Raw genomic sequence first — 13,905 nt, forward strand, 5'->3', positions numbered from 1 at the left:
TGGCCGGCGCGGTGCCGGATGGGTTCATCAGCAATCGATGCCAACAGAAACATTGCCGAGGAGTTTGAGATGTCTGATTTTCCGAAGTTTGTCCAGATCAACGAGGAGGGGCCCCGCGAGGGTTTCCAGATCGAGAAGGGAAACATCCCGACCGAGCGAAAGATCGCGCTGATCGACGCACTGTCCGAGACCGGGCTGAAGCAGATCCAGACGGTGTCCTTCGTCAACCCGCAGCGCGTGCCCGGCATGGCGGACGCGGAGGCCGTGGTCCGAGGGTTCCGGCGCAAGGAAGGCGTGCGCTACACGGCGCTCTGGCTGAACGACAAGGGATTCCAGCGCGCGCTGGCGAGCGGGCGGCTGGACTTCCGCGGCTCGATCTCCACCACCGCTTCCGCCCAGTTCCTGGCCCGCAATCAGCAGCGCACGCAGGAAGAGAACCTGGCCGCGCAGCGCGCCATGATGGCCTTGTTCAAGGCCAGCGGCGTGAACGTGGACCGCGGCAGCGTGATGGCCGCCTTCGGCTGCAACTACCAGGGCGAGGTCCCCATCGACGCGGTGCTGCGGCAGGTCGACGCGATCATGGACATCGGCCGGGAGCATGGCTGCGACATCGGCGAGGTCTCGCTGGCCGACACCATGGGGTGGGCGACGCCCGAAGCCATCAAGCGCGTCGTCGGCGCGGTCAGGGAGCGCTACCCGGCGCTGCGCGTCGGGCTGCATCTGCATGACACGCGCGGCATGGGAATCGCCAATGCCTACGCCGGGCTGCAGATGGGGGTCGACCTGTTCGACGCCACCATCGCCGGCCTGGGCGGCTGCCCGTTCGCGGCAAACCAGGGCGCCGCGGGCAATGTGTGCACGGAGGATCTTGCCTTCATGCTGGCCGAGATGGGCATCGAGACCGGGCTCGATCTCGACGCGCTGATCGCCGCGGCGGAGCTGGCCGAGGACATCGTCGGGCATCCGCTGCCGGGCAGCCTGAAAGTCGCCGGGAGTCTTGACGTGCTGCGCCGCCGCGTCGCCGCACGCGCGGAAAACGCGACGGGGGCGGCATGAGTGCGCCGGCGGAGGACTTCCAGCGGGCGCCGGTGAATGCGTTCAAGCGCCGCCTGCGTGCGGGCGAAACGCTGATCGGCATCTGGGCGGGCCTGGCGAGTCCGTACTCGGTCGAGATCTGCGCGGCGTCGGGCATGGACTGGGTACTCATCGACGGCGAGCATGCCCCCAACGACGTGCGCAGCATTCTCGGGCAGTTGCAGGCCGTCGCATCCCATCGCGCCGCGCCGGTGGTGCGCCCGCCCAGCGGCGAGGCCTGGATGATCAAGCAGTACCTCGACATCGGCGCCCAGACGCTGCTGGTTCCGATGGTGGACACGGCGCAGCAGGCCCGGGCGCTGGTCGCGGCAACGCGCTATCCGCCGCTTGGCGTGCGCGGCGTGGGCGCGGCCCTGGCGCGCGCCTCCTGGTTCGGCCGCCGCGGCGACTACATCGCAAGTGCCGACGAGCAGATCTGCCTGCTGGTGCAGGTCGAGACCTCGACCGCCCTCGAACACCTGGTGGATATCGCACGGACCGACGGCGTCCACGGCGTCTTCATCGGCCCGGCCGATCTGGCGGCCTCGCTCGGCCATCCCGGCAACCCGTCGCACCCCGCCGTGCAACAGGCGATCGAAGGCGCCATCGCCAGCATCGCCGCCGCCGGCAAGGCGCCCGGCATTCTGACCAGCGATCCCGCGCTGGCGCGCCGGTATCTGGAGCTGGGCGCCCGCTTCGTCGCCGTGGGCACCGACGTCACGCTCTTGGCGCGCGGCATCGACAGTCTGGCCGGCCACTTCGGCCGTGGAAGAGGAGGAGCGCACAACCCGCAAGGCACGTACTGATTTTCTGGTCCATCCCGCGCCTGTCCGCTCGGCAGACCAACGAGGCACCAAAGGAGACATAAATGAAATACAAAAGACTGGGAGTACTCATCGCAGCCACCACGCTTGGCGCCGCCGTCTGGTCGCAGGCGGCCATCGCGTCGGGCGCGTATCCGGACAAGCCCGTGCGGCTGATCATTCCGTTCGCGCCCGCCGGCACCACCGACGTGCTCGGGCGCATCCTGGCCAAGAAGCTGACGGAGGCCAGCGGCCAGCCGTTCGTCGTCGACAACCGTCCGGGCGCCGGGGGCAACATCGGCATGGACGCCGTGGCCAAGGCCGATCCCGATGGCTACACGCTCGGCATGATCATCACGTCGCACGCGATCAACGTCAGCATGCCGCCCAAGCCGTCCTACGACGTCCTGAAGGACCTGTCGATGGTCTCGGTGCTGACGCTCTCGAACAACGTGCTGGTGGTGGGGCCGAACGTTCCGGCGCATTCCGTCAAGGAGCTGCTGGCGCTCGGGCGCTCGGGCGCGCTGCAACTGAGCTATGCGTCGTCGGGCAAGGGCACGACGCCGCATCTGTCGGGCGAGCTGCTGGGGCAGATGAGCGGCGTGAAGATGACGCATATCCCGTACCGCGGCGCGGGGCCTGCGATGGTGGACGTCATGGCCGGCGTGGTGCCCATGATGTTCGACGCCATCACGACGGGCGAGCCGCAGATCCGCTCGGGCAAGGTCCGCGCCCTGGCGGTCACGGGCAAGGCGCGCTCGCCGCTGCTGAAGGACGTTCCCACGATGGAGGAGGCAGGCCTGCCGGGATATGTGGTCGACGGATGGCTGGGCCTGGCCGCGCCGGCCAGGATGCCGGCCGAGAGAATGAAATGGCTCAGCGAGCAGGTGAACCGGATCATGGCCTCCCCCGAAATGAAGGAGTGGGTGGAGAAGCAGGGAATGATTGTGGCCAATTATTCGCCGGAGAAATCGGCGAAGTTCCTGTCCGATCAGGTTTCCCAGTGGGCCAGGGTCGTGGCCAAGAGCGAGGTACAGAAATGAGCACGTCTACCACCGACGACACGCTGATCCCGGGGCTGGGCGAGTCCGTGGCCGGCTTCGCCACCCGCACGTTCTCGCCCGCCGTCCGGGAGAAGGCCAAGGCCTGCCTGCTGGACGCCCTGGGCCTGGCGCAGATCGCCCGCGACGAGGCCACCACGCTGGCCATGCGCGACGCGACCACGGCGCTCCCGCCGGACGCGGCCAGCCCCAGGCTCTGGCCGTACGGCATCCGCGCGGTGCTGTCCGAAGCGGTCACGGCCAACGCCGTCGCCGTGCACGCGCACTTCCACGACGATTCCGATCCGCACTCGTGGTGCCATCCGGGTTCCCTAATCACGCCTGTCGCGGTCGGCGTGGCCGAGGCGACCGGGGCCAGCGTGGAGCGCGCGGTGCGCGGCCTGATTGCCGGCTACACGGTGCTGAACTGGCTGGGCGACCACGAGCATGTCGCGCATGCCCTGATCCAGCGTGGCGTGCGCACCAGCCCGGCCCTCGGCACCATCGGCGCCGCGGCGGCGGCCAGTGTCGTCCTGGGCCTGAGCGCGGCCCGCACGGCGAATGCGCTGGCGATCGCGGCCAGCATCACGGGCGGTACGCTGGCGCCGCTGCGCTGCGGCTCCGACGAATGGCGCGCGCAAAACGCGCAGGCCGCGCGCGGCGGGCTGCTGGCGGCCCAGCTGGCGCAGCGCGACGTCGTCGGCGCGCGCACCGCGCTGGCCGGGCCCAAGGGATTGCTGCAGGCCCTGGCGGGACTCGATGCCGTTCCGCCGGGCTGGACGCTGCCGCTGCGCGACGACGCCATGCTCGACATCTATGCCAAGCCCTGGGCCACGCTGGGCGACAACATGGCGGCGGTCCGCGCGGCCAGGCTGATGCATGACGAGGGCATCGACACCAGCCGGATAACGCGCATCGAGATCCGCATCTGGCGCGCCTATGCGGAGTACCCCGGCACCCAGTACAAGGGGCCGTTCGACCTGCCCGTCCAGGCACTTGCCAGCACGGCGTTCGCAACCGCCGCGATGCTGGTGCTGGGCGATCTCGAATACGACGTTTCGCTGCATCGGCGTCATGACCCGGCGCTGCTGGCGCTGGTCGGAAAGACCCAAATCGTTCCCAGTGACGAGGGCACCAAGCTCGATGCCGTCCTGACGGTCCACTTCGAGGACGGCACCTCCCGCGTATGCCACGCGGCCGATGCTCCCAGGACCTGGCTCTATCACGACGCCGCCACGTCCACGCGGATCTTCGGGCAGCGGCTGGCCCGCTGCGGCCGGCAGCCGGGCACGGGCGAGGCAATTGGCGCCACCCTGTTCAGCGACGTGGCGGACGCGATGCCGATGGCTCAACTGCTCGACCGGATCATTCCGGCGTGAACGGCGTGAACGCCGCTCGCCATGTTTCCCCCCATCCTTTCGTTTGAGGAAATTCCCGTGAATTCAACACCCAGCACCGAAAACGTATTCAAGCTTCCCGACGACGTGCAGGAGTTCTGCAACGTCGCGGCGCGCATCGTCCGCGAGGAACTGCTCCCGCTCGAGCAGCAATACCTGGCAAGCTCCGAACATGCCTATGGCGTCAAGGAAACCATCAACCTCAAGAACGTGTTTGGCCCCGACGTGGTCGAGCGCCTGACGCGGATCTCGAAGGAAACCGGGCTGTGGAACCTGATGGTGCCGGAGGAGCACGGTGGATCGGGGCTTTCCATGCTTGCGCAGATCGCCATCCTGGAGCAGTTCAACTACACGCCGGTGCCGTTTCCGTTCGCCAACGTCCCGAACATTCTTTACCAGTGCCGCGGGGAGCAGGTGGAGCGGTTCCTCGAGCCGGTCGTGCGCGGCGAGATGACCACGTCGTTCGCGCAGACGGAGCCGAACGCCGGTTCGGACCCCGGCGGCATGATGCAGACGCGCGCGGTGCGCGACGGCGACGACTGGATCATCAACGGCACCAAGATGTGGATTTCGATGGCGGCCGAGTCCGACATCATCATGGTCCAGGCGGTCACCGATTCCGAAAAGCGCCAGCGCGGCGGCATCACCATGTTCCTGGTGGAGCGCGACAACCCCGGCGTGCACATCGAGGCATGCGGCATCCGCACGTGGCTCGGGCCGAAGCCGTCGCAATACGTGGTGCACTTCGACAATTGCCGGGTGAGCGGCGCGAATGTCCTCGGCGACGTGGGCGCGGGCTTCTCCCTCGGCCAGAAATGGCTGACCATCCACGACCGCCTGCTGCGCGGCCCGTATGCGCTCGGCAAGATGCAGCGCGCGCTGGACATGTCGGTGGACTGGGCGAAGCAGCGGGTGACATTCGGCAAGCCCATTGCCGAGCGCCAGGCCATCCAGTGGAAACTGGTCGACATGTCGATCGATATCGAAGCCCTGCGTTCGCTCACCTACTCGGTGGCCGCGCGCGCCGACGCCGGCGAGGATGTGCGGACCGAGGCCGCGATGGTCAAGCTGGTCTCGACGGAGTGGGGCGCGCGCTGCGTCAACGAGGCCATCCAGGTGCATGGCGCGATGGGCGAGGCCCTGGAACTGCCGCTGACGCTGTTCTACCGCTACCTGCGCCACGCGCAGATCGGCGGCGGCACCAGCGAGATCCAGCGCGTGCTGATCGCGCGCAAGCTGCTCAAGGGCTGACGCGCCTGCCGCGCCCTCGTGTCCGTGGCGGGCGCGGCCTCCGCCGGCCGGCGGGGCGCATCGGTTCCTCGGCCCTCCTGGACTGCTCGCTTCACGCTTGCAATGCAACTATGTTGCATTTATGATTGCCGTGCAACTGAGTTGCAAGAGAGCGTGGCTGGCGATGCGGTGGCGGCGGACCCGGAATCCGGTGCGCGGACGCGGCTTGCCGGTCCGCAGGGAGGCGCCGCGCGGCGGCGGCCACGCAGCATCGACCCCGTCCGAAAGGCACCAGCAGGCACAGCCCATGAATACGACCCCCCGCCTTCCCGTCACCGTCCTGTCCGGTTTTCTCGGCGCGGGCAAGACGACCTTGCTCAATCACATCCTGAACAACCGGGAAGGCCGCCGCGTGGCCGTCATCGTCAACGACATGTCGGAGGTCAACATCGACGCGGCGCTGGTGCGCGATGGCGGCGCCGAGCTGTCGCGCACCGACGAGAAGCTGGTCGAGATGAGCAACGGCTGCATCTGCTGCACGCTGCGCGAAGACCTGCTGCTGGAAGTCGGCCGCCTGGCGAGGGAAGGGAAGTTCGACCATCTGGTGATCGAGTCCACGGGGATTTCCGAGCCGCTGCCGGTGGCCGAGACCTTCACCTTCACCGGCGAGGACGGGCGCAGCCTGTCGGACGTGGCGCGGCTGGACACCATGATCACGGTGGTCGATGCTTACAACTTCCTCAAGGACTACGGTTCGCGCGACAGCCTGCAGTCGCGCGGCGAATCGCTTGGCGAGGAGGACCGCCGCACCGTGGTGGACCTGCTGATCGAGCAGGTGGAGTTCTGCGACGTGATCCTGCTCAACAAGGTCGACCTCGTCACGGACGCGCAGCGGGGCCGGCTGATGGCGATCCTGCAGCGCCTCAATCCCCGCGCCAGGATCGAGGTTTCGGAGTTCGGCAAGATCGCGCTCGACAAGGTGCTCGGGACCGGCCTCTTCGATTTCGAGGCCGCCTCCAGGGCGCCGGGCTGGCTCAAGGAACTGCGCGGGGAGCATACGCCCGAGACCACCGAATTCGGCATCGCCAACTTCGTCTACCGCGCGCGCCGCCCGTTCCATCCCGCGCGCTTCTTCGCCCTGATCGGCAGCGAATGGCCCGGCGTGATCCGCTCCAAGGGATTCTTCTGGCTGGCCAGCAGGCCGCTTCATGCGGGTTCGTGGTCGCAGGCGGGCGGCGTCTGGCGCCACGGGCAGGCGGGATACTGGTGGGCCGCGGTGCCGCCCGAGCACTGGCCGGCGGACCCCGAAGCCGTGGCGGCGATCCGCCGGAACTGGGATGAGCGCGTCGGCGACGCGCGCCAGGAACTGGTGCTGATCGGCATCGGCATGGCCGAGGCGGAACTGCGGCGCCGCCTCGACGACTGCCTGCTGCGCGACGCCGAGATGGCCGAGGGGCCGCCGGCCTGGCTCGGATACGACGACCCGTTTCCCGCCTGGGAATGACGCCGGCGGCGCCGGCCCCGCGTGGCCGGCCAGTCAGATCACCTGCTGGCGGATCAGCCGCGCGCGGCAGTGGATGCAGGCGTCGCGCACCATGAAGTTCACCAGCGTCGGCGACACGCCCAGCACCGCGGCGATCTCCTTCTGCGTCATGCCCTGCAGCCGGCACATCTCGAATGCCTGCTGGGTGCGCTCTGGCAGTTCGGCCAGCGCGCCCGACAGCGCGCACAGCGCCTGGCGGTCCATCGCGATCGTCTCCGGCAGCGTGGCGGGCGAGGGCGCGTGGATGCCGTCTTCCTCGGGCGCCATCCATTTCTGCTCCAGGCTCTGGCGCCGGTAGGCGTCGATGGCGAGGTTGCGCACCATCTGGAACAGGTAGCTGAGCTTGGCGCGGATGGCGGGCGTGTCGCCGTCCATGCCGCGCAGCCGCAGGAACGTGTCCTGCACCACGTCCTCGGCCTGGTGGCGCGAGCCGACGATGCGCGCGGCGGCGCCCACCAGCGCTGCGCGATGTTCCAGGAACAGGCCCAGCAGATCGCTGCCAGTGTCCCAGCCCAGCGGGGCGAGATTGGCGCGCAGGTCGGAAGCGTGGTTCACGGGAAGCTCCTGGAACGTTAGCGTTGGCGGTACGGGCAGGACAAGTTAATGAGAATGCGAATGGTTGTCAATTAAGAAAAAAGTAACGCTGTAGTTAGCATTCCTATATTTTCGTGCTCCAATTTCGTGGTGCGAAAAGCATTAAATTCCACGCTGTGATACTCGTCTAGGAGCATTCCTATTACGAAATCGTGTCGCTCCGGGGGCGATTCGGCGGCGATTCGGAGGCAATCCCGAGGCAGCCGCGAGGCAGTCCGGCGGCGGTTTCGTGTCGGCTTCGGCGCGGGCGAAGGCAGTCGGGCAAGCGTCCCTGGCGCGCCTCCGATGCTCATCCGGCGCTCATCCGGCGCTTGTCCGGCCGTTTGTCCGGCCGCTTGTCCGGCGCTTAAATTCGCGCGGGTCCCATCCGTCTCCCCAGTTCCGGGCCCGTCACGCGGCCCCGCCACCCAGGAGGCCGATGACCCCGCCAGCCGCCATGCCGCTCCGCGTGGCCAGTCCTTGCCCGGCGCTGGACCTGTGGCGGCTCGACCTGTCCGGCCGCGGCATGGCGCTGGCCGACGCGCTGCCCTGCCTGAGCGGCCCCGAGCGGGACCGCTGCGCGGCGCTGCGCCAGCCGGCCGACCGCCTGCGCTTCGCGGTGACGCGCGCCAGCCTGCGCATGCTGCTGGCCGAGCGGCTCGGCATGCCGCCGCGGGCGCTGCCGCTGGTCGCGTCCGCGCACGGCAAGCCTTGCCTCGACCTGCCCGGCGCGCCGGCCTTCAACGTCTCGCATGCGGGCGCGCACGGGCTGGTGGCGCTGGGAGAGGCTTCGGCGGTGGCGCAGGCAGGCGTGGACGTGGAGCGCATCGATGCCGCGCTGGACCATGCGGCGCTGCGCGGGATGGCGCAGATGTGCTTCACGCCGCGCGAGCGCGAATGGCTGAGGGTGCTGGCTTCCGCGCGATGGCCGGCGGCCTTTCATGCGCTGTGGACCGCCAAGGAGGCGCTGCTCAAGGCGCTGGGCGTGGGCATCGCCGCGCATCTGCAGCAGGTGTCGGTATTGCCCGGCGTGGAGGGGATGCGCTTCGGCCTGACGCCGGAAACGCCGGAGATGGCGGCCCTGCTGGGCGGCGGCATGGCGCCGGAGCTGCATGCGCTGCCGGCGCCGGCGGGCTACGCCGCCGCGGTGGCGTGGCTGGCGCAGCCGGGCGGCGGGTGACGCGGCCGGTGGCCGGCCGCCGGCGCGGGACCCGGGCGCGGCTGACGGAACCATGCGCGGAACCATGTGCCGCGGCCAGCGCGAACGCTCGCGCCGCCGGGCCTGGAAATTGCGTCGACCGGGCATGGCCACCAAACCACTGCCCGCCATGTCGGACTTCCCACAACGCTACGGTGTCTTCATCAACGTCGAGAATCCCGGCAACGATGCGCGCGACGCGCTGGCGCAGGCCGTGCGCATCGCGGTGGCGGCCGAGGCCCTGGGCTTTCACGAAGCCTGGGTGGCCGAGCATCACTACAGCCCCTTTGCCGTCGGCAGCGCGCCGCTGGTGCTGCTGTCCCACATCGCGGCCTGCACGGCGCGGATCCGGCTGGGCACCGGCGCCTCGCTGCTGGCCATGAACGACCCGGTCCGCGTGGCCGAGGACGTGGCCACGCTCGACCTGCTCAGCGGCGGGCGCGTCGAGTTCGGCGTCGCGCGCGGCGGGCCGTTTCCGCAGCAGTACCAGGTGGCGGGGTTGGCGTCGGCCGGCGAGGCGCGCGAGCGCATGCTCGAGGCGCTCGCGCTGATCCGGCAACTGTGGCGCGAGCCGGTGACGAGCTTCGCGGGACGCTTCCATCGCTGCGAGGGCGTGGCGCTGTCGCCGCGGCCCTGGCAGCAGCCGGTGCCCGTATGGCTGGCCAGCCTGAGCGGCGATGCGCTGCGCGTGGCCGCGCAGCACGGCTACGGCCTGATGGCGACGCCGTCGTCGGACCTGGCCAGCGTGGCGGCGCTGGTGGCGGCCGAGCGCGCGCGGCGCGGCGACTTCCCGTTCGCCATCGCGCGCTTCTTCCATTGCGAGAGCGACCACGGCCGCGCGGTGGCGCATGGCGTGGCCGGCGTGCGCGCCTATCCCGGCGCGATGCAGGTGCAGTTCGCCGCGGGCAACCTGCCGCCGATGTTCGCCGCGGACGCGAGCGACGACGTCATCATGGCCAATGCCGTGATCGGCGATCCCGCGCACTGCGCCGCGCAGGCGCGCAGGCTGCGCGAGCGCCTGGGGCCGCACCGCCTGCTGCTCAAGCCCGCCACGCACGATCCGGCCAGGGCGCGCGCGGCGCTGGCGCTGTTCGCCGAAGCGCTGGGTTTGGGAGAAACCTGACATCGTCGGCAATGTCGGCTTTCCTACAACGCGGCGGACCGGGCGCGCCCGGATGCCGGGATGGCTTCACGTATAATCACGCGCGGGCCGGTCTGGCCCGAATCGAATCGAATCGCGGGCCCGGATCATGGGCCCGAATCATGGGCTTGAGTCGCGCGGAAAAAGGCGCGCCGGCATATCTCGGTATGTTCGTGGCCAGCAATCGAAAGGACAGGGATCATGCCGCACGTCTGGCGCAAATTGCGCGCACGGGTTTCGGTTTGCGAAACCGGTAGCGGCGCGCGTGCCGATGCGCGCGCGTACCCCGGCGGCGCGGCGGCGCCTGCCCCGCGCCCCTTCTCATGCGGCCCCGGCCGCCATCTCCGTTGCCTGCCCTGAAAACGGGCGCGCGCCCGGCGCCTCCCAGGACATGGATGGATAGCTTCCTGCGCGGAAGCTATGGCACGCGCGTGCTCGGCTGCGGGCTCGGGTTTCTGTGCGTGGGGCTGGTGCTGCTGGAGCGGCGCGCGCCCTGGTGGTTCTGGCTGGGGCCGGCCCTGCACGGGGTCGCGTGGCCGCACGTCGCCCGCTGGCTGCGCGGCCGCGCCGCGGACCAGGTGAGCCCGGAGCGCCGCGCGCTGCTGGTGGACCATTTCGCCGTGGGCATGTGGACGGCCGCGACGGCCTTCAGTCTCCTGCCCGGCGTCCTGATGCTGTCTCTGAAGGCGATGGACAGCATGATCGCCGGAGGCTGGCGCCAGTTCGCGCGCGGCATGGCCGCGCATGCCGGCGGCATCGCGGCGGGCGGGCTCGTCTATGGCGTGGCGTGGCAGCCGGCGCCTTCCATGCCGGTGCTGTGGGCGTGCGCGCTGCTGCTGTTCGCTTATCTCCTGCTGGTCGGGCAGCGGGCCTACCGGGCGATCAGCGGCCTGCAGGCGCAGCGCGAGGAACTGACCCAGCTGAGCCTGCACGATGCGCTGTCGGGCCTGCACAACCGGCGGCACGTCGACGCCAGCATCCAGACCGAATATCTGAGATTCCAGCGCGGCGGCGATCCGGCCGCGCTCGCCATGATCGACTTCGATCATTTCAAGAGCATCAACGACGATCTGGGGCATCCGGTCGGCGACAAGGTCATCCGCCGGTTCGCGGCGAGGCTCAAGGGCGGCTTCCGCCGGTCGGACGTGGTCGGGCGCTACGGCGGCGAGGAATTCGTCGTCCTGATGCCGCATACGACCGCGCACGACGCGGGCCTGTTCATGAAGCGGCTGCAGGCGGAATTGCGCGACAAGCCGATCCTGGAAGGGCGCGCCGTGACCGTGAGCATCGGCATCGCGGGGCTGACGCCGGATCTCGCGAGCCGCGACGAGTGGATACAACTGGCCGACCAGATGCTCTACCGCGCCAAGGAGCAGGGCCGGAACCGCGTGGTCGTCGCCGGCCATCATGCCTTCGCCGATACCCAGTCCGCGCGCAAGAAGGGCGCGAAAGGCGAGCCGTCGCTGCCGCCCGGGATGCGGCTGATGGTCGGGCTGGAGCTGGGCGGCATCGCCGCGGCGATCTTCGATCCGTCGGATCGCCTGGCCTGGGCCAACGAAGTATTCCGCCGGCTGTACGGGGTGCTGCCCAAGACGCGCACGTTCAGCGACATCCTGTATAGCTGCTACCGGCGCAAGTGCGGCCCGCGCATCGAGACCGACGACATCCGGGTGTGGCTGTCGGTGGCCGACACGCTGCGGCGCAGCCAGCCGCAGCGGAGCATCTCGGTCGAGATGTATGACGGCGGGCATTATCGCGTCGAGGAAATCTCGATGGCGAACGGCTGGCTGCTGGTCCTGTGCCTGCCGCAGGAGGAAGCGCTGTTCGCGGACGCCGGGCCGGAGTCGGTGCCGGCGTTCGGACCGGCATTCGGGCCGGCGGCGGTCTGGTCAGCAGGGAGCGATCGCGGCGCCGTCGCGGCTGGCGAGAATCCAGGGGCCCGTTTCTGATTCCGGCATGGGCCGCGAGTACAGGTAGCCCTGCACCAGCGACCCGCCCAGTTCCTTCACGACGCGCATCTCGTCCCGGGTTTCCACGCCTTCGACCACGCAGCCCAGCCCCATGTCGCGGCTCAATGCCAGCAGGGACCTGACGATCTTGTAGCTGGTCGGATTGTCCTGGATGCCGGTCACGAAGCTCCGGTCGATCTTGATGCTGGTCAGCGCGAGGGCGTGCAGTTGCCTGAGGCTGGAGTACCCCGTGCCGAAGTCGTCGAGCGTGATGCCGCAGCCGAGCTGGCGCAGGCGGTCGGTGGCCCAGCGGGTCTGGTCGAGGTCGTACATCATGGCGGTCTCGGTGATCTCCAGGTCGAGGCGGCGCGGATCGAACGCCGCCGCCTGGATCAGCGCGACGAGATTCTGCACGCTTTCGACGGAGCCGAGATCGTGCGCGGACAGGTTGAGCGACAGCCGCACGTCGGCGGGCCAGCGCGCCGCCGCCGCCAGCGCCTTGGCCACCAGGATGCGCGTCAACTGGCCGATGATGCCCGTGCGCTCGGCCACCGGGATGAAGTGCATCGGCGGCACGCGCCCGAGCATCGGGCTGGTCCAGCGCGCGAGCGCCTCGAAGGCGATGGTGGCGTCGCTGCGGACGTCGACGATGGGCTGGAAGTGGACGGAGAGTTCCTGCTGGAGATCGGCCTTGCGCAGCGCCTGCTCGATGTTCGCGTCCCGGTGGAGCTGGTCCCGGTGGCTGGCGGAGAACAGGCTGACGGCGCCCCGGTTGCTGCGCTTGCCGTGGTAGAGCGCGTAGTCCGCGTATTCGTACAGCGTGGTCGCGTCGGCCGCCATGTCGGGGAAGGTGGCGAGCCCGGCCGACGCGGCGATGTGGATGGTGGTGTTGGCAAGCAGGAACGGCGCGTGCAGCACGGCGCAGACGCGCTGGCCGAAGGCCTGCAGCTGCGCGTCATCCGGCGCGTCGCCCAGGATCAGTGCGAACTCGTCGCCGCCCAGGCGGGCGACGTGGCTGTGCTCGTCGCACAGGCAACGCAGGCGCTGGCCGACCTCCGTCAGGAGCCGGTCGCCCAGCGCGTGGCCGTACAGGTCGTTGACCGGCTTGAATCCGTCGAGATCGATGATGGCGACCGCAAAGCGGTTGCCGCCGGCGCGCGCCTTGTCGCAGGCGGCGTTCAGGAGCGCGAAGAACTTCCGCCGGTTGGGGAGCTGGGTCAGGCTGTCCAGGTTCGCCAGCAGCAGGTTCTCGTTGCCGAGCGCTTCGGCCCGCACCTGCGCGTCGATCAGGCGGGTGAAGTCCCGGTAGTGGCTCATGACGATGGCCAGCATCGCCCCCGTGACCAGCACGATGTTGGCCGCGGTCGCGACGAACGTCGGGATGCCCGTGGCGAGGAAGAACACGATGAACGTGCCGTTGACGATCAGGGCCGTGGTGAGCGCGGCCGAGCGCAGGTACATCAGGCTGAAGATGCAGCTGATCACCGTGATGCCCATGTAGAAGGCGACGTGGGCGCGCGCGTAGTCGTCGCCGTAGGGGAACAGCAATACCGCCCAGACCGTGAAGCTGACCGCCACCGGGACGGAGAAGCGGTTGGTGAGCACCAGGGCCCGCCAGGCCATGTCCGCGGTCGGCTCGGTGTGCCGCATCCGGTGCCAGTAGGCGAAGCGCGCGACGCAGAGCGCGCTGAGCGCGATGGGGCAGTAGACCGCCAGCCAGCGCGGCGCGGCGTCGAGATGGGTGAAGGCCAGCGCCCAGCTGTTGACCAGCAGGACGAAATACATCAGCGGGATCTTCCGGGAGAACGCCCTGTACTGGGCCTTCAGCAACGCCGGGTTGTCGCGTTCGACCGACCAGAGCCGCCGAAGTCTTGCCAGCAACTGCAGTTGCATCATCTTGCTCCTCTCCCGTGCCGCGTCTCTTGTGCTTCTTCTGCGTGCCGTCCCCGGATGCCCG

At 69.3% G+C, this 13,905-nt stretch carries 11 protein-coding genes; 9 read left to right on the top strand and 2 right to left on the bottom strand.

All coding sequences use genetic code 11. The features are described 5' to 3' along the window. Nucleotides 1-69 precede the first annotated feature (69 nt). From ACWTPI_RS24375 to zigA, 6 genes are all read left to right on the top strand, one after another. The gene (locus ACWTPI_RS24375; protein ID WP_454732976.1) at nt 70-1,056 is read left to right on the top strand and encodes a hydroxymethylglutaryl-CoA lyase; all 987 of its coding nucleotides are present in this window, start codon (nt 70-72) and stop codon (nt 1,054-1,056) included. Beyond that, a complete protein-coding gene (hpaI, locus tag ACWTPI_RS24380) occupies nt 1,053-1,880 on the top strand; it encodes a 4-hydroxy-2-oxoheptanedioate aldolase (RefSeq protein WP_454732977.1) in 828 nt (275 codons plus the stop codon). The genes ACWTPI_RS24375 and hpaI overlap by 4 nt, the downstream gene beginning before the upstream one ends. 62 nt (nt 1,881-1,942) lie before the next feature. Then, nucleotides 1,943-2,920 carry a Bug family tripartite tricarboxylate transporter substrate binding protein gene (locus ACWTPI_RS24385; protein ID WP_454732978.1) on the top strand — a complete coding sequence of 326 codons (978 nt, stop codon included), beginning with the start codon at nt 1,943-1,945 and terminating at the stop codon, nt 2,918-2,920. Continuing rightward, a complete protein-coding gene (locus tag ACWTPI_RS24390; RefSeq protein ID WP_454732979.1) occupies nt 2,917-4,296 on the top strand; it encodes an MmgE/PrpD family protein in 1,380 nt (459 codons plus the stop codon). Before ACWTPI_RS24385 ends, ACWTPI_RS24390 begins: the two co-directional genes overlap by 4 nt. Before the next feature lie 57 nt (nt 4,297-4,353). Next, a complete protein-coding gene (locus tag ACWTPI_RS24395) occupies nt 4,354-5,565 on the top strand; it encodes an acyl-CoA dehydrogenase family protein (RefSeq protein ID WP_454732980.1) in 1,212 nt (403 codons plus the stop codon). Nucleotides 5,566-5,851: 286 nt separating this feature from the next. Next, nucleotides 5,852-7,048 (top strand): zinc metallochaperone GTPase ZigA, encoded by a 1,197-nt coding sequence (gene zigA, locus ACWTPI_RS24400; RefSeq protein WP_454732981.1) that lies wholly within the window; start codon nt 5,852-5,854, stop codon nt 7,046-7,048. 33 nt (nt 7,049-7,081) lie between these two features. Here zigA and ACWTPI_RS24405 read toward each other — a convergent pair whose 3' ends face one another. Then, on the bottom strand, nt 7,082-7,642 hold the full coding sequence (locus ACWTPI_RS24405) for an RNA polymerase factor sigma-70 (RefSeq protein WP_454732982.1): 561 nt from the start codon (nt 7,640-7,642) through the stop codon (nt 7,082-7,084). A gap of 457 nt (nt 7,643-8,099) precedes the next feature. Between ACWTPI_RS24405 and ACWTPI_RS24410 the strand changes: the two genes are divergently transcribed. From ACWTPI_RS24410 to ACWTPI_RS24420, 3 genes are all read left to right on the top strand, one after another. Next, on the top strand, nt 8,100-8,840 hold the full coding sequence (locus ACWTPI_RS24410; protein ID WP_454732983.1) for a 4'-phosphopantetheinyl transferase family protein: 741 nt from the start codon (nt 8,100-8,102) through the stop codon (nt 8,838-8,840). Nucleotides 8,841-8,964: 124 nt separating this feature from the next. Continuing rightward, a complete protein-coding gene (locus ACWTPI_RS24415; RefSeq protein ID WP_020203889.1) occupies nt 8,965-9,981 on the top strand; it encodes an LLM class flavin-dependent oxidoreductase in 1,017 nt (338 codons plus the stop codon). 413 nt (nt 9,982-10,394) lie between these two features. Then, the gene (locus tag ACWTPI_RS24420; protein WP_454732984.1) at nt 10,395-11,948 is read left to right on the top strand and encodes a sensor domain-containing diguanylate cyclase; all 1,554 of its coding nucleotides are present in this window, start codon (nt 10,395-10,397) and stop codon (nt 11,946-11,948) included. Here the strand turns inward: ACWTPI_RS24420 and ACWTPI_RS24425 are convergent. Next, the gene (locus ACWTPI_RS24425) at nt 11,889-13,844 is read right to left on the bottom strand and encodes a putative bifunctional diguanylate cyclase/phosphodiesterase (protein ID WP_454732985.1); all 1,956 of its coding nucleotides are present in this window, start codon (nt 13,842-13,844) and stop codon (nt 11,889-11,891) included. The genes ACWTPI_RS24420 and ACWTPI_RS24425 overlap by 60 nt on opposite strands. Nucleotides 13,845-13,905 lie beyond the last annotated feature (61 nt).

The sequence above is a fragment of the Cupriavidus ulmosensis genome (genome assembly GCF_977008105.1).